Annotated in this window: 17 protein-coding genes; 15 read left to right on the plus strand and 2 right to left on the minus strand. The window is 60.7% G+C overall.

What is annotated here, in order from left to right:
• The first annotated feature begins 537 nt into the window (after positions 1-537).
• Positions 538-1,950, plus strand: a complete 1,413-nt coding sequence (locus HJC00_RS08690) for an RtcB family protein (protein WP_221146322.1) — start codon at positions 538-540, stop codon at positions 1,948-1,950.
• Between the two features lie 221 nt (positions 1,951-2,171).
• Positions 2,172-2,426, plus strand: coding sequence for a DUF2934 domain-containing protein (locus HJC00_RS08695; protein ID WP_210632664.1), 255 nt, complete (start codon positions 2,172-2,174; stop codon positions 2,424-2,426).
• Positions 2,427-2,489: 63 nt separating this feature from the next.
• Here HJC00_RS08695 and HJC00_RS08700 read toward each other — a convergent pair whose 3' ends face one another.
• On the minus strand, positions 2,490-3,134 hold the full coding sequence (locus HJC00_RS08700) for a ThuA domain-containing protein (RefSeq protein WP_221146151.1): 645 nt from the start codon (positions 3,132-3,134) through the stop codon (positions 2,490-2,492).
• A gap of 245 nt (positions 3,135-3,379) precedes the next feature.
• On the opposite strand from HJC00_RS08700, the gene galE reads away from it, so the two are divergent.
• Positions 3,380-4,363 (plus strand): UDP-glucose 4-epimerase GalE, encoded by a 984-nt coding sequence (galE, locus tag HJC00_RS08705; RefSeq protein WP_210632666.1) that lies wholly within the window; start codon positions 3,380-3,382, stop codon positions 4,361-4,363.
• On the plus strand, positions 4,341-5,903 hold the full coding sequence (locus HJC00_RS08710; RefSeq protein ID WP_221146166.1) for an alkaline phosphatase family protein: 1,563 nt from the start codon (positions 4,341-4,343) through the stop codon (positions 5,901-5,903). The genes galE and HJC00_RS08710 overlap by 23 nt, the downstream gene beginning before the upstream one ends.
• 96 nt (positions 5,904-5,999) lie before the next feature.
• Here the strand turns inward: HJC00_RS08710 and HJC00_RS08715 are convergent, their stop codons facing one another.
• Positions 6,000-6,497: a DUF1993 family protein gene (locus tag HJC00_RS08715; protein ID WP_221122924.1), complete on the minus strand. Its 498-nt coding sequence runs from the start codon at positions 6,495-6,497 to the stop codon at positions 6,000-6,002.
• Between the two features lie 365 nt (positions 6,498-6,862).
• Between HJC00_RS08715 and HJC00_RS08720 the strand changes: the two genes are divergently transcribed.
• The 11 genes from HJC00_RS08720 (at position 6,863) to HJC00_RS08770 (ending at position 17,659) form a co-directional block, all read left to right on the plus strand.
• On the plus strand, positions 6,863-7,792 hold the full coding sequence (locus HJC00_RS08720) for a sugar ABC transporter substrate-binding protein (protein WP_221163859.1): 930 nt from the start codon (positions 6,863-6,865) through the stop codon (positions 7,790-7,792).
• Between the two features lie 69 nt (positions 7,793-7,861).
• Entirely contained in the window at positions 7,862-9,403 is a 1,542-nt protein-coding gene (locus HJC00_RS08725; protein ID WP_221163860.1) for a sugar ABC transporter ATP-binding protein, read from the plus strand.
• Between the two features lie 34 nt (positions 9,404-9,437).
• On the plus strand, positions 9,438-10,463 hold the full coding sequence (locus HJC00_RS08730; RefSeq protein ID WP_064805578.1) for an ABC transporter permease: 1,026 nt from the start codon (positions 9,438-9,440) through the stop codon (positions 10,461-10,463).
• Positions 10,464-10,622: 159 nt separating this feature from the next.
• On the plus strand, positions 10,623-11,681 hold the full coding sequence (locus HJC00_RS08735; protein ID WP_210632671.1) for a dipeptidase: 1,059 nt from the start codon (positions 10,623-10,625) through the stop codon (positions 11,679-11,681).
• Positions 11,682-11,781: 100 nt separating this feature from the next.
• The gene (locus tag HJC00_RS08740) at positions 11,782-13,425 is read left to right on the plus strand and encodes an ABC transporter substrate-binding protein (protein ID WP_210632672.1); all 1,644 of its coding nucleotides are present in this window, start codon (positions 11,782-11,784) and stop codon (positions 13,423-13,425) included.
• A gap of 18 nt (positions 13,426-13,443) precedes the next feature.
• On the plus strand, positions 13,444-14,511 hold the full coding sequence (locus tag HJC00_RS08745; protein ID WP_210632673.1) for an ABC transporter permease: 1,068 nt from the start codon (positions 13,444-13,446) through the stop codon (positions 14,509-14,511).
• The gene (locus HJC00_RS08750; RefSeq protein ID WP_184454662.1) at positions 14,508-15,443 is read left to right on the plus strand and encodes an ABC transporter permease; all 936 of its coding nucleotides are present in this window, start codon (positions 14,508-14,510) and stop codon (positions 15,441-15,443) included. The genes HJC00_RS08745 and HJC00_RS08750 overlap by 4 nt, the downstream gene beginning before the upstream one ends.
• Positions 15,440-16,273 (plus strand): ABC transporter ATP-binding protein, encoded by an 834-nt coding sequence (locus tag HJC00_RS08755; protein ID WP_210632674.1) that lies wholly within the window; start codon positions 15,440-15,442, stop codon positions 16,271-16,273. Before HJC00_RS08750 ends, HJC00_RS08755 begins: the two co-directional genes overlap by 4 nt.
• Positions 16,270-17,019 carry an ABC transporter ATP-binding protein gene (locus HJC00_RS08760; RefSeq protein ID WP_210632675.1) on the plus strand — a complete coding sequence of 250 codons (750 nt, stop codon included), beginning with the start codon at positions 16,270-16,272 and terminating at the stop codon, positions 17,017-17,019. The genes HJC00_RS08755 and HJC00_RS08760 overlap by 4 nt, the downstream gene beginning before the upstream one ends.
• Before the next feature lie 159 nt (positions 17,020-17,178).
• Entirely contained in the window at positions 17,179-17,370 is a 192-nt protein-coding gene (locus tag HJC00_RS08765) for a hypothetical protein (RefSeq protein ID WP_210632676.1), read from the plus strand.
• A gap of 124 nt (positions 17,371-17,494) precedes the next feature.
• A complete protein-coding gene (locus HJC00_RS08770) occupies positions 17,495-17,659 on the plus strand; it encodes a hypothetical protein (protein WP_221163861.1) in 165 nt (54 codons plus the stop codon).
• Positions 17,660-18,011 lie beyond the last annotated feature (352 nt).

Raw genomic sequence — 18,011 nt, forward strand, 5'->3', positions numbered from 1 at the left:
CGGATGGAACTACAGACTGTCACTCTCCAGGTCGCGGGTTCGAATCCCGTCGGGTCCCCCAAAAACAAGGACTCGTAGCTCAGCGGATAGAGCGGGTGTTCCACCATATCTCGTCGTCACGGACCAATGGAATGACGTACAAAACATATGGCGAATGCCGGGGAAACTACATCGGTAACCCGAAAGGGCGCGGGTTCAAGGCCCGCCTTGCCGCCCGAATCCGCGAGGGAGGAGGATGCGCAAGATGTTTCCTCAAGACTTGTCGCCATGACCGAAATCGCAGCGGCGAATGCCGGACGGAACTACAGCCTCCGTGTTGAGGTGGCCCGACCGGTTCGACTCCGGTCCTTGGCGGCGCTCTCTGGCACGAGCGGGGCCACGCAGGTTTCGTCCACCTTTGTCGCCGCTGCAAAAATGTCCGGTGAACGCCGGCACGACGACAGGAAAGAAGGTCTCCGGGAAATCGTCGCCCAGGCGAGACCCGAAACGCAACGAAGAAGAAGGACTGCAGACGCAGAAAAGAAGATGACCGAGATCATGAGCGGACAGGATCTGATCGACGCAGGCATGAGCCAGGGCAAGTGGTTTCGCCCGGCTCTCGACGCGGCCAACAGGATTTTGAGCCAAGGCGGTTCGGCCGCAGAGGCCCTCGAAGCGGCAAGGGCCTTTCAACCGGCGCCGACGCTCGCCTTGAGGGCGGATAACGATATCGAGATCTATTCCAATATCCGCGCCGATAACCCCTTCGAGCAGGACAATGTCGAGAAGGTCAACGCGACGATGCGGGCGCTTGCGCGCACGCCGGTCATCCGGGCTGCGGCAATCATGCCGGATGCTTGCCCGGCCGGGCCGATCGGCACCATTCCGGTTGGCGGCGTCGTGGCATCGGAGGCGATCCATCCGGGCATGCACTCGGCTGACATCTGCTGCTCCATGGCGATCTCGATCTTCCCGGACGTCGATCCGAAATCGCTTCTCGATGCGGTGCATGCAGTGACGCATTTCGGTCCCGGGGGCCGCCCGCGCGGTGCGCAGATCAAGCCTTCCGAAGCGACGCTATCTGCCTTCCAGCAGAACCCGTTTCTGCGCGACGGAGCGCTGAGCGCCGGCATCGAACATTTCGGCACGCAGGGCGACGGCAACCACTTCGCCTATGTCGGGACGATGAGATCGACCGGCGAGACCGCACTCGTCACCCATCATGGGTCGCGTGCGCCGGGTGCCCGGCTCTACGACAAGGGCATGAAGGCCGCGAACCGCTTCCGCGAGCAGATCTCGCCGGAAACCCTGCGGGACAATGCATGGATTCCCGCCGACACCGAAGAGGGCGACCTCTACTGGTCGGCTCTGCAGACCATCCGGCAGTGGACGAGGGAAAACCACTATATCGTCCATGACATGGCGGCAGAGGCACTCTCGGCGAAGGTGGCCGATCGTTTCTGGAACGAGCACAATTTCGTTTTCCGGAAATCGGACGGCCTCTTCTATCACGGCAAGGGAGCGACGCCGGCCTTCGACAAATGGGCCGAGGATGCGACCGATCTGACGATCATTCCGCTCAACATGGCGGAACCGATCCTGATCGTCCGCGGCTCCAACGCCGCCCATGGCCTCGGATTCTCGCCGCATGGCGCCGGCCGTAATTTTTCGCGCAGCGCCCATATGCGGCGCCTGGCGGAAGAATATGGCGCCGATGCCCGCGGCCTGAGCCCGAACAATCTGGCGGAGATCCTGGAAAAGGAGACCGCGGGCCTGGACGTTCGCTTCTTCTCGGGCTTTGCCGACGCCTCGGAACTGCCGAGTGCCTACAAGTCCGCCGCCAACGTGCGTGCCCAGATCGAGCATTACGGTCTGGCCGAGGTGGTCGACGAGGTCATTCCGTATGGAAGCATCATGGCCGGCGACTGGCAGAAGGATGCACCCTGGCGTCGCAAACGGGAACGTCGCTGATTGCCTCCGACAATGCTGCGGCCTTTGCCGTATCGGCAAGGGCCGCAGCAATATGTGGGGGCGATTCCGTCGTCGATTCATATTACTTTATCAGGACCTAAGTATTGGCATTTCCTCGTATTATCTAAAAAATAACGCTGCGTCGTAACGACTCCTAAAGCCGGGTTTGGCACCTTGTCGACTATCGTTATTTGCTTCCAATTTTTCGGCTGGGGTTTGTTATGAGTCACAATAGGGACGTCTGGGTCAGCCAGCGCGCTTATTCGCTGTGGGAATCGGAAGGCAGGCCGGATGGGCGTGGGGAAAGCCACTGGGCGCAAGCGCTCAAGGAATTCGAGCAACTGGAATTGACGAAGGCATCGCCCGATGGGAACGATCTCATCGAGAAGCTGAAGGCGGCCGGGCGGCTGATGCGGGTCTGTGATGGGGCGGTCGCCGCGGTCGAGAACGACCTGCAGCTGAAAGCGGCGCGTTAAAATCTTTTCCTGTCAAATTGAAGCACTCACCCCGCCCGAGTGCAGCGATGTGTCGTCCTGATACTATTGGCGGGCAGCCCAGCCGAGGCCGCGCCGCAGGATGAGCGGCATATAGGGATGGTCGAACTCGGCGGCGACATGGCCGAGAGCGGAATAGAAGATGCGGCCGGCGCCGAAATGGCGTTTGAAGACGACGGGCATCACCACATTGCGCGCCGCCGGATCGTAGGCGCCGGTGAAAGTGGTGGTCGCAAGGATTTCGACCGTCGGATCATAATGCAGATAATATTGCTCCGAACGGTAGTCGAAGTCAGGAATGCCCTCCATGACAGGATCGTCCTGGCGGGTGACGGCGACACGGAAATCGATGATGTTGCCGGGATGGGCGACCCAGGTGACGCCGGAGACGTAGCGGAAAGGCGCGCTTTCCTTGAAGGAGGTGGCGAGCGAGCCGTGATGGCCGGCGAGTCCGAGACCTCCACGTACGGCCTCGACCAGGGCGCTAGCATGGGGCTTTTCCAGCGTTCCGCCGGTGATGATGGGCACCAGCAGATCCGCCTTGGCCAGGGTCGGAGACCCGAATATCCCGAGATCGCCGGTCACCTCCACGGCAAAATCGTCCTCGCGCAGGAGATCGGCGACGATATGGGCGCATTGTTCCGGCTCGTGGCCCGGCCAGCCGCCCCAGACGATCAATGCCTTCCTCATTCCCGTTCTCCCTGGCTGATTGCTGCGGATCGGTGATCATCGCCCGATGATACAAGCCGCTTAAATCGGGCGGTCGTGCAAATCACGCGAATAATTGATCGACTTCGCCGTTTCGGCCAAATCGCAAACCGCCAGTTTCGGCATTTGACGTATTGTCAGCTCCTGCTAATCGCAGTTCCTTCTTTTTATTGACGTCTATCTCGTCTAGGTTTCTTCCATCTCTCACTGATCATTAAGGGTGGTGCATGGCAGGTGAAACGGTTCTTGTGGTCGGCGGCGCCGGTTATATCGGCTCGCATACGTGCCTCGACCTGGCGAACAAGGGCTATAGGCCTGTCGTCTTCGATAATTTTTCAAACGGCCATCGCGAGTTCGTCAAATGGGGGCCGGCGGAAGAGGGCGACATTCGCGATCGTGCCCGGCTGGACGAGGTGATGGCCAAGCACAAGCCGGCGGCCATCCTCCACTTCGCGGCGCTGATCGAGGTCGGGGAATCGGTCAAGGATCCTGTTTCCTTCTATGAAAACAACGTCATTGGCACTTTGACGCTGCTTTCGGCGGCGCAGGCGGCCGGCATCAATGCCTTCGTCTTCTCCTCCACCTGCGCCACCTATGGACTGCCGCAGAGCGTGCCGCTCGACGAGACGCACCGGCAGGTGCCGATCAATCCCTATGGTCGTACCAAATATATCGTCGAACAGGCGCTTGCCGATTACGACCAGTACAAGGGCCTGCGCTCAGTGGTGCTTCGTTATTTCAATGCGGCCGGTGCTGATTTCGAAGGTCGGATCGGCGAATGGCACCAGCCGGAAACCCATGCGATTCCCTTGGCGATCGACGCCGCACTCGGTCGTCGCCAGGGTTTCAAGGTGTTCGGCAGCGACTACGAGACGCGCGATGGCACCTGCGTGCGCGACTACATCCATGTGCTGGATCTTGCCGATGCGCATGTGCGCGCCGTCGAATATCTGCTGAAGGGCGGCGATTCCGTCTCACTCAACCTCGGCACCGGCACGGGCACGACGGTCAGGGAATTGCTGGGCGCGATCGAGGACGTGTCGAACCGGCCCTTCCCGGTCGAATATATCGGCCGGCGCGAAGGGGATTCGCATACGCTGGTCGCCAACAACGACAAGGCGCGCGACGTGCTCGGCTGGGTGCCGCAGTATGATCTGTCCGAGATCATCCGTTCCGCCTGGAATTGGCATGCAAAATCCAACCAGCATTGAGCCAAAAAGCCTTGAGAAGCTCCGCCGGCCCAATGTTCTGCTGATCACCGCGGACCAATGGCGTGGCGACTGCCTGTCGGCGGTCGGTCATGCTTGTGTGAAAACACCTCACATCGATGCACTGGCGCGCGAAGGCACGCTCTTCCGGCAGCATTATGCCGGGGCAGCCCCCTGCTCGCCGGCCCGGGCCACGGTCTATACCGGCCTTTATCAGATGAACCATCGGGTCTGCCGCAATGGTTCGCCGCTCGACGCTCGCTTCGACAATCTGGCGCTGGCGGCCCGGCGGGCGGGATACGACCCGACGCTGTTCGGTTATACCGACACGGCGCCCGATCCACGCGGCATGGATGCGGCTGACCCGCATCTGACCACCTATGAAGGCGTGTTGCCGGGTTTTACCGCTCGCCAACTCCTGCCCGAACATGAGCGGCAATGGCTCTCATGGCTCAGGTCCCGTGGCCATTTGAATGCCGTCAGCCGCGACATCCATATCCCCGTCGGTGCTGATGCCGGCGAAATTTCCGATGCGGCGCCAGCCTATTCCAGCGATGAGACCCAGACCGCCTTCCTGGCCGACGAGTTCATTCGCTGGATGGGCGAACAGGACCGGCCGTGGTTTGCGCATGTCTCTTTCCTGCGCCCGCACCCGCCATTTTCCGTGCCGGCGCCGTTCAACCGGATGTACAAGCCGGATGACGGACCGGCCTTTGCGCGAGCGGAAAATCGCGAAGCAGAACAGCGGGCTCATCCCTATCTCGCCTATGCCATGCAGCTCTCCGACAAGGGCAGCTTCATTCACGGGGCGCAGGGGCCGCTCAGCGCCTGGAGCGGCGAGGACTTGGCGGCGATCCGGGCGATTTATTACGGGATGATCTCAGAGGTCGATGCGCAGCTCGGCAGGGTCTGGCAAGCGCTGAAGGATGCAGGCGCCTGGGACGATACACTGATCATCTTCACCTCGGACCATGCGGAGATGGCGGGAGATCATTGGACGCTCGGCAAGGGCGGCTTCTTCGATGGCAGCTATCATATCCCGCTGATAATCCGCGATCCCGCAAACGTTGCGGCCGGCAGGATCGTTGACGATTTCACCGGCGCTGCGGATATTTTTCCCACGCTTTGCGAAAGGCTCGGCATCGAGGCAAAGAACGGGCTCGACGGCCGGTCGCTGATGCCGTTCATCATGGGCGGGCGCTCGGAAGGCTGGCGCGATGCGATATTCTGGGAATTCGATTTCCGCGACATTGCCAAAGGTGAGGCAGAACGGCATTTCGGGCTGAGGCCGAACCAATGCAATCTCGCCGTGATCCGCGACGATCGGTTCAAATATGTGCATTTTGCCGCACTGCCGCCGCTGCTCTTCAATCTCAGCGATGATCCGATGGAACTCGACGACGTCGCGGCGGATCCGGCCTATGCGGCGATCCGGCTTCAATATGCCGAGAAGTTGCTCTCGCTGAGAGCGCGGCATCTCGACCAGACGCTTGCCTATACCGAGCTGACGGAAAAGGGGCCGGTGACGCATCGACCCCGGTAGGGCATTTCCGTCTTCTTCGAATGACCGCAACGCCCGCTTATTTTTACGCAATCCCAGCAAGATCCGCTGTGCGCCTTTGCTGGAATTTGCCTTGAATCAACCGAGATAGTCGCGCTTGCCGATCGGTGCGCCCTGGTTGCGCAGGATGGCGTGGGCGGTGGCGACGTGAAAGTAGAAGTTCGGCAGGGCGAAGGTGGTGATATATTCGTCACCCGGCAGCACGATGCCGCTCTTGCCCGGCAGCGTGATCTGGCGGCTTTCCGCGCCCTCCAGCGCTTGCGCCGAAAAGGTGGCGAGATAGGTCTCGGTCTTTGCCAGGCGCTCGCGCAACTGCTCGATCGTCGTCTCGTTATCTTCGAACTTCGGCGCTTCGGTTGCGGTCAGGCGAGCGAGCGTGAACTTGGCGCTGTCGCTGGCCCGCTGATATTGGCCGGCGAGCGACAGCATGTCGGGCGCAAGCCGAGCGGAGACGAGTATGGCGGGATCGATATTCTTTTCCTTCGCATAGGCTTCAGCCTTGTCGAGATAGGTCTTCAGGCTGGCGAGGCCGCGCTGGAACATCGGAACGGTAAGGCGATAGATCGAAATGGACATCAGTCCTGTCTCCAAAATCTTCAATGGGCGGCCGCGGCGGATGTCGAAGGGCCTGCAGCTGTGAGCCTGTCTTCGACTTCCCATAGATGGAGGCTGCCCACTTCGTGCGCAATGCCGCCGAACGCGTGTGCCGCGCAATTCCCATGCATTGCCCCATCAATATCCCGAGTGCCGCTAAAGAGAGGCTTGACGTGGTTCCCAGAAAATGGAATGAATATTCCGCATAACAAATTTTACGGTTTGTTTGTTCCGTTTTCGGAACGCCGCGGGAGAGGCGGCGCAGCAAATTGCGGCTTCAGGGCAGATGCCCGGAGCTCCGGCGTGAGGAGGGTGTAGCCGGGCACCGCTTTGTGGAGGAAGTAAAAATGAAAAAGTTTATCCTGGGCACTGCGATGGCGCTCATCATGTCGACGGCCGCCCACGCGGAGACGGTTGGCGTGTCGATGGCGAAGTTCGACGACAACTTCCTGACCGTTCTGCGCAACGGTATGACCGATTATGCCAAAACGCTTGATGGCGTCACGCTGCAGGTCGAAGACGCGCAGAACGACGTTTCCAAGCAGCAGAGCCAGATCCAGAATTTCATCGCCTCCAAGGTCGATGCAATCATCGTCAACCCTGTCGATACCGATGCGACGACGGCGATGTCGAAGCTTGCGGCTGATGCCGGCATTCCGCTGGTTTACGTCAACCGCCAGCCGGTCAACGTCGACACGCTTCCGGAAAAGCAGGCCTTCGTCGCTTCCAACGAGCAGGAATCCGGCACGCTGGAAACCAAGGAAATCTGCCGCATTCTCGGTGGTAAGGGCAAGGCCGTCGTCATCATGGGCGAGCTTTCCAACCAAGCTGCCCGCATGCGCACCCAGGATGTCCACGACGTCATCAAGACCGATGAATGCAAGGGCCTTGAGATCGTCGAAGAGCAGACGGCCAATTGGGACCGTACCCAGGGCGCCGACCTGATGACCAACTGGCTCTCGAGCGGCATCGAGTTCGACGCGGTGATCTCCAACAACGACGAAATGGCGATCGGCGCCATCCAGGCGCTGAAGGCAGCCGGCAAGGATATGAGCAAGGTCGTTATCGGCGGTGTCGACGCCACCCAGGACGCGCTTGCCGCCATGCAGGCAGGTGACCTCGATGTGACCGTGTTCCAGGACGCGGCCGGCCAGGGCAAGGGCGCGCTCGATACGGCGCTCAAGATTGCCAAGGGCGAAAAGACCGAGAAGAAGGTCTACATTCCCTTCCAGCTCGTCACGCCCGAAAACGTCAAGGACTTCGTCACCAAGAACTGAGGTAAGTGCCAAGCGGGATGCGGGCTCTGCCCGCATCCTTTCAGCCTGTCCGTATCCGGAGGAGATGATATGGCCGTCAGTCCGACAACCATGGCAGCCGTGCGTGCGAGCGGCGTCATTCCGAATGCGGAGTTTCTCTTGAGCGCCGAGGGCGTTCGCAAGGAGTTTCCCGGCGTCGTCGCACTCGATGACGTGCAGTTCCGGCTAAAGCGCGCCTCCGTGCATGCGCTGATGGGCGAAAACGGCGCCGGCAAATCGACATTGATGAAGATTCTCGCCGGCATCTATACACCCGATAAAGGCGATATTCGCCTCAAAGGGGTCGAGATCCAGCTGAAATCTCCGCTCGATGCGCTGGAGAACGGTATCGCCATGATCCATCAGGAGCTGAACCTGATGCCGTTCATGACCGTCGCTGAAAATATCTGGATCCGCCGCGAACCGAAGAACCGCTTCGGTTTCATTGACCATGGCGTGATGCACAGCATGACCGAGGAGCTGTTTGCCCGGCTCAATATTGATATCGATCCCGATATCGAAGTCCGCCATCTCTCGGTCGCCAACCGGCAGATGGTCGAGATCGCCAAGGCGGTCTCCTATAATTCCGACGTCCTCATCATGGACGAGCCCACTTCGGCGCTGACCGAGCGTGAGGTCGAGCATCTTTTCCGCATCATCCGCGATCTCAGGTCCCAGGGCATCGGCATCGTCTACATCACCCACAAGATGAACGAGCTTTTCGAGATCGCCGACGAGTTTTCCGTCTTCCGCGATGGGCGATATATCGGCACGCATGCCTCGACCGACGTCACCCGCGACGACATCATCCGCATGATGGTCGGGCGCGAGATCACTCAGATGTTTCCGAAGGAAGAGGTGCCGATCGGCGAGGTCGTGCTCTCCGTCAAGGACCTCTGTCTCAAGGGCGTCTTCCGCAATGTTTCCTTCGAGGTCAGGGCCGGCGAGATTCTCGGTGTGGCCGGCCTCGTCGGCTCCGGACGGTCGAATGTCGCCGAAACGCTGTTCGGCGTGACGCCGGCAAGCTCCGGCACGATCGAACTGTTCGGCAAGCCGGTGACGATTTCCTCACCGACCGAGGCCATCCGTCACCAGATGGCATTCCTGACGGAGGATCGCAAAGACACCGGCTGCCTGTTGATCCTGGATATTCTGGAAAACATGCAGATCGCCGTCCTGCAGGACAAATTTGTCAAGGGTGGTTTCGTGCAGCAGGGAGCACTCGAGGCGACCTGCGAAGACATGGCGAAAAGGCTGCGCGTGAAAACCCCCAATCTTTACGAGCGGGTGGAAAACCTTTCGGGCGGCAATCAGCAGAAAGTGCTGATCGGGCGCTGGCTGCTCACCCATCCGAAGATCCTGATTCTCGATGAGCCGACGCGCGGCATCGATGTCGGCGCCAAGGCGGAAATTCATCGGCTGGTCACGGAAATGGCGCGAAACGGCGTGGCGGTTATCATGATCTCATCCGAAATGCCCGAGGTTCTCGGCATGAGCGACCGCATCATGGTCATGCATGAGGGCCTGGTGACCGGTTTCCTCAATCGCGATGAAGCAACGCAGATCAAGGTGATGGAGCTGGCTGCGCGGTAATGCGCAGCTTGAGATCGCCTAAGGGAGGTTTGATATGAGTACCAAGGCAGCAGAGGGTACGGCCCCGCTCGCAACCCGGCAGAGACGGCGGCGTATGCCGCCGGAACTCAGCATCTTCCTGGTGCTTGTCGGCATCGCGCTGATCTATGAAGCGCTCGGCTGGATGTTCATCGGCCAAAGCTTCCTGATGAATTCGCAGCGCCTGACAATCATGATCCTGCAGGTCTCCGTCATCGGCATTATCGCCGTCGGCGTCACGCAGGTCATCATAACAGGCGGTATCGATCTGTCATCGGGCTCCGTCGTCGGCATGACGGCGATGATCGCAACCAGTTTCGCCCAGTCCTCCACCTGGGGGCGGGCCGTCTTCCCTTCGCTGACCGATCTTCCGGCGCTCGTGCCCATCATGATCGGCCTGCTGATCGGAGCGGCGGCGGGTCTGGCGAACGGCGCGCTCATCGCCTATACGAAGATCCCGCCGTTCATTGCAACGCTTGGCATGTTCGTTTCCGCCAGAGGTGTTGCCAAGTGGTATACGAAGGGGCAGCCGGTTTCCGGTATCACCGAGCAGTTTCATTTTATTGGAACGAAGGCGTGGCCGGTTGTCGTCTTCCTCGTCGTTGCACTGATCTTCCATATCGCGCTGCGCTACACCCGCTATGGAAAGTTCACCTACGCCATCGGCGCGAACCCTCAGGCGGCCCGCGTTTCCGGTATCAACATCGAAGCGCACCTCGTCAAAGTCTATGTGATCGCTGGATTGCTCGCTGGTCTCGCCGGCATCGTCACGGCGGCACGCGCGGAAACCGCGCAGGCAAGCATGGGCGTCGGATATGAGTTGGACGCGATCGCTGCGACCGTCATCGGCGGCACATCGCTCACCGGCGGCGTCGGGCGCATCACCGGCACCGTCATCGGAACCATTATTCTCGGCGTCATGACCTCGGGCTTCACCTTCCTCAGGATCGACGCTTATTATCAGGAGATCGTCAAGGGCTTCATCATCGTCGCGGCCGTCGTCATCGACGTCTACAGGCAGAAGAAGCGCCGCAAGCATTGAGCTCCGCCAGTACGATCCGAGTTTTGACGGGGGCTTCGGCCCCCGTTTCGTTCTGGTGATGCTCCACGATGCCGATGACCAAAAAAAGAGGTGGCGAATCCCGCCAGCTTTTCTATTCTGCCACGTCATACGCCCGCCTCGGGCAGCGCAGGAAGACAGATGCAATTCGTATTTGACGGCCACAACGACGTTCTCCTTCGACTCTGGACACATTCAAAAGACGGCAGTGACCCGATCGCGGAGTTCGCAGATGGCACGACGACCGGCCATATCGATGCGCGCCGGGCGAAAGAGGGCGGTCTTTCCGGCGGCCTCTGCGCCATCTACATTCCTTCGGGCGATCTTGTGTTCGCCGATCCGGATGCCGATGGCCGCTACATCACGCCGATGGCGGCCCCTCTCGATCCGCTGCCGTCCCTCGCCATCGCCACCGAAATGGCGGCGATTGCGCTGCGGCTCGATCAGGCAGGCGCCTGGCGGCTCTGCCGGACGGTGAAGGACATCCGCAGCGCCATGGAGGACGGTATCTTTGCCGCCGTCATGCATATGGAGGGCTGCGAGGCGATCGGCGCCGATCTTTCGGCGCTCGAAGTGTTCTATGCGGCGGGTCTGCGGTCGCTCGGGCCGGTCTGGAGCCGGCACAATGTCTTCGGCTACGGCGTGCCCTTCGCCTTCCCGATGTCGCCGGACACAGCCCCCGGCCTGACCGATGCCGGCTTCGCGCTGGTCCGGGAATGCAATCGCCTCGGCATCCTGATCGACCTTGCCCATATCACCGAGAAGGGTTTCTGGGACGTGGCCAAAACGACGGAACAGCCGCTGGTCGCCAGCCATTCCAACGCCCATGCACTGACGCCGGTCGCGCGCAACCTGACGGATAGGCAGCTCGATGCGATCCGCGAAAGCCGCGGGCTCGTCGGCATCAACTATGCCACCGCCATGCTGCGTCCCGACGGCCGCTCGGACAGCGACACACCGCTTGCCGATATGATCCGCCACATCGACTATCTGGTGAACCGCATCGGCATCGATTGCGTTGGCCTCGGATCGGACTTCGACGGCGCAACCATTCCGGAAGAAATCGGCGACGCGGCCGGCAATCAGAAGCTGATTGCCGCTCTCCGGGAGGTTGGATATGGTGAGGCCGATCTGACGAAACTTGCCCGTGAAAATTGGCTTCGTATTCTGGCGCAAGCTTGGCGGGAGGACGACGCCTAAAGCGCTGCGCGGCTCTGGACGCACTGAAAACGGACAATAGTTTTAATGGGATATGACCGACAAAACGCTTCGTAGTCAATCAAGAACAGGGGAACAGACCATGATGATCACCAAGCTCAGCCGCAATTTTCGCCTGCTTTCCGCAGGAGCCGCCCTTTCGCTTTTGATGATGACGGCACCCGTCGCCTTTGCCGAAACGCCCAAGGACACGCTGGTCGAGGGTTTTGCCATCGACGACATCATCACCATGGATCCCGGCGAGGCTTTCGAGCTTTCGACGGCGGAGATCACCAGCAACAGCTACAGTCTGCTCGTCCGCCTCGATCTCGCCGACACCTCCAAGGTGAAGGGTGATCTTGCCGAGAGCTGGAGCGTCTCGGATGACGGCCTCACCTATACGTTCAAGCTGAAGCCAGGTCTCAAATTCGCCTCCGGAAATCCGATTACCGCCGAAGACGTCGCCTGGTCGTTCGAGCGCGCCGTCAAGCTCGACAAGAGCCCGGCCTTCATCCTCACCCAGTTCGGCCTGACCGGCGACAATGTCACCGAAAAGGCCAAGGCCGCTGACACCAATACCTTCGTCTTCACGGTCGACAAGGCCTATGCGCCGAGCTTCGTGCTCAACTGCCTGACGGCGACGGTCGCCTCCGTCGTCGACAAGAAGCTGGTGCTGGAACATGTGAAGGCGGTGACGCCGGATGCCGAGCACAAATACGACAACGATTTCGGCAATGAATGGTTGAAGACCGGCTATGCCGGCTCCGGCGCCTTCAAGCTGCGCGAATGGCGCGCCAATGAAGTCGTCGTGCTGGAGCGCAACGACAACTATTACGGCGATAAGCCGAAGCTCAACCGCGTCATCTACCGCTATATGAAGGAAAGTTCGGCCCAGCGGCTGGCACTCGAAGCCGGTGATATCGATATCGCCCGCAATCTCGAGCCGGGCGACATCGACGCCGTTTCCAAGAATGCCGATCTCGCAACGACCAGTGCACCGAAAGGCACAATCTACTACGTCAGCCTGAACAACAAGAACGAGAATCTGAAGAAACCCGAGGTTCAGGAGGCTTTTAAGTATCTGGTCGACTATGATGCAATCGGCGCAACCCTGATCAAGGGGATCGGCGAAATCCATCAGACCTTCCTGCCGAAAGGCCAACTCGGCGCGCTCGACGAGAACCCCTACAAGCTTGACGTCGCCAAGGCCAAGGAGCTGCTTGCCAAGGCTGGCGTTCCGGACGGCTTCTCGGTGACGATGGACGTGCGCAATACGCAGCCGGTGACAGGTATTGCCGAATCCATGCAGCAGACTCTGGCGCAGGCCGGCGTCAAGCTGGAAATCATCCCCGGCGACGGCAAGCAGACGCTGACCAAATATCGCGCCCGCACCCATGACATCTATATCGGCAACTGGGGCTCGGATTACTTCGATCCGAACTCCAATGCCGACACCTTCACCAGCAATCCGGACAACTCCGATGCCGGCACAGTCAAGACGCTCGCCTGGCGCAACACCTGGGAGGCGCCGGAACTCGACAAGCAGACAAAGGCAGCTCTCCTTGAACGCGACGGCGCCAAGCGCGCGGCAATGTATCAGGACGTCCAGAAGAAGTTCCTTGCCAACAGCCCCTTCGTCATCATTTTCCAGCAGACCGAGGTCGCCGGCTACCGGAAGAATCTGAAGGACTTCAAGTTGGGTCCGAGCTTCGACACCAACTTCGTCGGTCCGATCGCCAAGGAATAATCCGGCGGGATTAGCGGCGTGAGCACCATCGAAACCACACGAGAGGCGCGGCCCCGAAAGGGCCGTGCCGGGGCCTTCGCCAAGGCTTTGGGACGGTTCCTGTTCGCCGCCGTCACCACCTATCTCGGCCTACTGGCCGTCACCTTCTTCATCGGCCGCGTCGTGCCGATCGATCCCGTGCTCGCCATCCTCGGCGACCGCGCTCCCACCCATGTCGTCGAGCGGGTGCGCCAGGAGATGGGTTTCAACCTGCCGCTCTATCAGCAGTTCTACATCTACATCAAAGGCATCCTGTCCGGCGATTTCGGCAATTCGGTGCTGACGACCAATCCTGTCATGGTCGACATCCGCCGCGTCATGCCGGCGACGATCGAGCTCGCGACGTTGGGAACGCTGATCGGCGCCTGCGTCGGCGTGCCGCTCGGTGTTCTCGCTGCCGTGCGCCGCGGCAGCATCGCCGACCAGGTCGTGCGCGTCATCGGCCTCGTCGGCTACTCCGTGCCGATTTTCTGGCTGGCGCTGATCTCGCTCGTCATCTTCTATGCCCAGCTGCGTTGGGTGGCCTTCCCCGGCCGCATCGACATCGTCTTCGAATATACGTTCGCGCCGATCACCGGCTTCTATCTTCTGGACAGCGCCTGGCAGGGGCAATGGGACGTCTTCTATGACGTCTTCCGCCACATCATCCTGCCCGCTTCGCTGCTCGGCTATTTCTCGCTCGCCTATATCAGCCGCATGACCCGCAGCTTCATGCTGAACGAGCTTTCGCAGGAATATATCGTTGCTGCGCGCGCAAAGGGGCTTTCCGAACCACGGGTGATCTGGGGCCATGCGCTGCGCAACGCCGCCGTGCCGCTCGTCACCGTCATCGCGCTTTCCTATGCCGGCCTGCTCGAAGGATCGGTGCTGACCGAGACCGTCTTTTCCTGGCCGGGCATCGGGCTCTACATCACCAATTCGCTGCAGAACGCCGATATGAACGCCGTCCTTGGCGGCACGATCGTCATCGGGACGATCTTCATCGGCATCAATCTTCTGTCCGATCTTCTCTACCGGACACTCGATCCGAGGACGCGAAACCGATGACGGCTCCTGCCAGCCCCTCTCCTGCGATGAGCCGCCGCGAATGGTTGCTTTCCGACCGGCCGCAATCGCGCAGGCAGGCCCGTCTCGGCCGCGCTTACGTCACCTGGCGGCAGTTCACGGCCAACAGGCTCGCCGTCGTCGGCCTGCTGATCATCATCGCCCTGCTCCTCGTCGCCGCTTTCGCGGATTTGCTCGCCACACACAACCCCGTCGTCGGCGATCTCCGCAATGCCCGCCTGCTGCCGCCGGGAACGGCCGGCTATCTGCTCGGCACAGACGATCAGGGCCGCGACATCTATTCACGGCTGATCTATGGATCGCGATTGACTTTGTTCGTCGTCGCGCTCGTCGCGATCATCTCCGCGCCGATCGGGCTGATCGTCGGCACGGTCTCGGGCTATGCCGGCGGCTGGGTGGATGCGACGCTGATGCGCATCACCGATATCTTTCTTGCCTTTCCGAAACTGGTATTGGCGCTCGCCTTCGTCGCCGCTCTCGGCCCGGGCATCCAGAACGCGGTCATCGCCATCGCCATCACCTCCTGGCCCCCTTATGCTCGCATCGCTCGGGCCGAGACGCTGACGGTCCGGCGTTCCGACTATATCTCGGCAGTGAAGCTGATGGGCGCCTCGCCGTTCCGCATCATCGTGCGTCATGTCATGCCGCTCTGCATTTCCTCGCTGATCGTGCGCGTGACCCTCGATATGGCCGGCATCATTCTGACGGCGGCCGGTCTTGGTTTTCTGGGTCTCGGCGCACAGCCGCCGCTGCCGGAATGGGGCGCGATGATCGCCTCTGGCCGGCGCTTCATTCTGGATCAGTGGTGGGTCGCGGCCATGCCCGGCATCGCCATCCTCATTGTCAGCCTCGGCTTCAACCTCTTGGGCGACGGCCTGCGCGACGCGCTCGATCCGAAGGAGAGCGGCCAATGACGACGCTTCTGACGGTCGACAGGCTCAAGGTCAGTTATCCCACCCGCACCAGCCTGATCGAAGCGGTGCGCGGCGTCTCCTTCACGCTCGGCAGGGAAAGGCTCGGCATCGTCGGCGAATCCGGCTCCGGCAAGTCGCAGACCGGCCGGGCGATCATGGGGCTGACGCCGAAACACGGCATCGTCACAGCCGACAGGCTCGATTTCAGCGGCATCGATCTCCTCAAGGCGTCCGCCAGCGAAAGGCGCAGGTTGCGCGGCAAGCGCATCGCCATGATCCTGCAGGATCCGAAATATTCGCTCGACCCTGTCATGACGATCGGACGGCAGATCTGCGAAACGCTCCGCACTCATGAGAAGATCGGCAAGGCGGAGGCGCGCGAACGGGCGCTCGCCATGCTTGAAGCGGTGCAGATCCGCGATCCTCAACGCGTCTTCGACCTGCACCCACACGAGGTTTCGGGCGGCATGGGACAGCGCGCCATGATCGCCATGATGCTGATCGCCGGACCCGAACTGCTGATTGCCGATGAGCCGACTTCGGCGCTCGACGTGACGGTGCAGCTCGATGTGCTCCGGATCATGGACAGACTGGTCTCCGAGCGCGGCATGGGGCTGATCTTCGTCTCCCATGATCTGAGACTGGTGTCTTCCTTCTGCGACCGGGTCATCGTCATGTATGCCGGCAAGATCGTCGAAGAGCTCGCGGCCGCCGATCTCAAACATGCGCAGCATCCCTATACCAGGGGACTGCTGAACTGCATGCCGGAGATCGGCGCGAACCGCCATCCGCTGCCGGTGCTCGACCGCAAGCCGGAGTGGGCGGTATGAGCGCAGCCCTCCATGTCGACAATCTCAGTGTCGTCTACGACGATTTTCATGCGCTGAAGGATGTCAGCATCAGCGTCGAACGCGGTGAATCCTTCGGCCTCGTCGGTGAATCCGGGTCGGGAAAATCGACCTTGCTGCGCGCCGTTGCCGGACTCGCGCCGATCAGCGGCGGCGCGATCCACATCGACGGCGAAGAGCTGAAAGGTTCAAAGCGCAGCAAGGCCTTCTATCGGCGCGTGCAGATGGTCTTTCAGGATCCCTACGGCTCGCTGCATCCGCGCCAGACGATCGACCGGCTGCTGCTCGAACCGCTTGCGATCCACGCCGTTACCGACAGCGACAAGCGCATTGCCCGCGCGCTCGACGAAGTCGGCCTCGGCAATGGTTTCCGATTCCGCTATCCGCATCAGCTTTCCGGCGGTCAGCGACAGCGTGTGGCGATCGCCAGAGCGCTGATCGTGCAACCGTCGATCCTGCTGCTCGACGAGCCGACGTCGGCGCTCGACGCCTCGGTGCAGGCGGAGGTACTGAACCTGCTCGAACAGATCCGCCGCGACCGCAAGCTCACCTTCGTCATGGTGAGCCATGACCTCGGCGTCATCACCCATATGTGCGAAAGGCTCGCGGTGATGCGCAACGGCGCCGTCGTCGAACGATTGAGCTCGGAAGAGCTGGCGCGGGGCTCGGTCCAGGAGGATTACACGAAAAATTTGATGATCGCGAGCAGGGGCTTCGTCAAAGCCTGAAGGGCAATCATTTCAAGCCATTGAAAAGAAAAGGCTGGTGGCGGCGTTAAGGATAAGGTTCCCTTAAAAGACGACCATTCGACTAGACTATTGACAGCAGCCCGGCTTCTGTCATGATCCTTAACGATTGTTAGCTTTCGTGATCATGGAGGTCGAAGCATGTTCTTTCTCGGTGGGATGACCATGGGCTACCTCGATCCTCCGGTGAGAGCCGATCGCAAGGAACAGACCACGGTCTCCATGCCGGCGGAACAGGACCGGCGCCTGATCGGGACAGAGACCTCCGATCTGCAGCAGAACGAGAACGCCATCGAGCGCTCCTTGATCTGGGCATGGCGCACGCTCTGCTGAAGAGCGGTTGAATTTTCTCTTCCGCTCGCTCTGGACGGAAATTTATCTCTACCTACCTGATAGGGAATAAGAAATATAACAGCGAGCCGCACAACCGGCCGCACGAGAACAACGGAGGCGACACATGGCAGAGCTGGGTATTTCGCATACTCACGTAAACCACTATGGTTCGGTAGCCACCAAGAAGCCGCACACGACGCGCCACAGGCTTCAGACGGTGCTCCATGGGACGATCTTCACCGCGGCATTCCTGTTCGTGGTGGCAATGGTCTGCGGCGTCCTCGGATAGTCGGCGGATAATAGGCCTCGGCACGATGCCGGGGCTGCGTGCGCCCATCCATGCGGCGCGTTCCGCGCTCGCGGCAAGCCCGAACAAAGCGCGGCCAGACGATGATCTGGCGAACCTTCCTCTTATCGAAAAGCTCCTGCCAGTCCTCAAGGTGGCGACATGCTCGGCGCTCAGCCTTGCGCCGCAAGCCCGCGGGCTCGTTCGGCTCACGATTCTTGACTTGAATTATCGCGAGAATGTCCAACTTTTCGCCATGGTTTTGCGGAGAGGGTATTGATCGACCTTCGCGCTGGACCAAGGCTACGCCCGGTTACATCGCTTGGCCCAGACGTCATTCACCCCGGCTTCATCG

The organism is Rhizobium sp. NLR22b, from assembly GCF_019685295.1.
Taxonomy (GTDB): Bacteria; Pseudomonadota; Alphaproteobacteria; order Rhizobiales; family Rhizobiaceae; genus Rhizobium.

Excerpts from the sequence above, each read along its gene's own strand:
- HJC00_RS08690 (WP_221146322.1), top strand. The coding sequence starts at position 538 with ATGAGCGGACAGGATCTGATCGACGCAGGCATGAGCCAGGGCAAGTGG.
- HJC00_RS08695 (WP_210632664.1), top strand. The coding sequence starts at position 2,172 with ATGAGTCACAATAGGGACGTCTGGGTCAGCCAGCGCGCTTATTCGCTG.
- HJC00_RS08700 (WP_221146151.1), bottom strand. The coding sequence starts at position 3,134 with ATGAGGAAGGCATTGATCGTCTGGGGCGGCTGGCCGGGCCACGAGCCG.
- galE (WP_210632666.1), top strand. The coding sequence starts at position 3,380 with ATGGCAGGTGAAACGGTTCTTGTGGTCGGCGGCGCCGGTTATATCGGC.
- HJC00_RS08710 (WP_221146166.1), top strand. The coding sequence starts at position 4,341 with ATGCAAAATCCAACCAGCATTGAGCCAAAAAGCCTTGAGAAGCTCCGC.
- HJC00_RS08715 (WP_221122924.1), bottom strand. The coding sequence starts at position 6,497 with ATGTCCATTTCGATCTATCGCCTTACCGTTCCGATGTTCCAGCGCGGC.
- HJC00_RS08720 (WP_221163859.1), top strand. The coding sequence starts at position 6,863 with ATGAAAAAGTTTATCCTGGGCACTGCGATGGCGCTCATCATGTCGACG.
- HJC00_RS08725 (WP_221163860.1), top strand. The coding sequence starts at position 7,862 with ATGGCCGTCAGTCCGACAACCATGGCAGCCGTGCGTGCGAGCGGCGTC.
- HJC00_RS08730 (WP_064805578.1), top strand. The coding sequence starts at position 9,438 with ATGAGTACCAAGGCAGCAGAGGGTACGGCCCCGCTCGCAACCCGGCAG.
- HJC00_RS08735 (WP_210632671.1), top strand. The coding sequence starts at position 10,623 with ATGCAATTCGTATTTGACGGCCACAACGACGTTCTCCTTCGACTCTGG.
- HJC00_RS08740 (WP_210632672.1), top strand. The coding sequence starts at position 11,782 with ATGATGATCACCAAGCTCAGCCGCAATTTTCGCCTGCTTTCCGCAGGA.
- HJC00_RS08750 (WP_184454662.1), top strand. The coding sequence starts at position 14,508 with ATGACGGCTCCTGCCAGCCCCTCTCCTGCGATGAGCCGCCGCGAATGG.
- HJC00_RS08755 (WP_210632674.1), top strand. The coding sequence starts at position 15,440 with ATGACGACGCTTCTGACGGTCGACAGGCTCAAGGTCAGTTATCCCACC.
- HJC00_RS08760 (WP_210632675.1), top strand. The coding sequence starts at position 16,270 with ATGAGCGCAGCCCTCCATGTCGACAATCTCAGTGTCGTCTACGACGAT.
- HJC00_RS08765 (WP_210632676.1), top strand. The coding sequence starts at position 17,179 with ATGTTCTTTCTCGGTGGGATGACCATGGGCTACCTCGATCCTCCGGTG.
- HJC00_RS08770 (WP_221163861.1), top strand. The coding sequence starts at position 17,495 with ATGGCAGAGCTGGGTATTTCGCATACTCACGTAAACCACTATGGTTCG.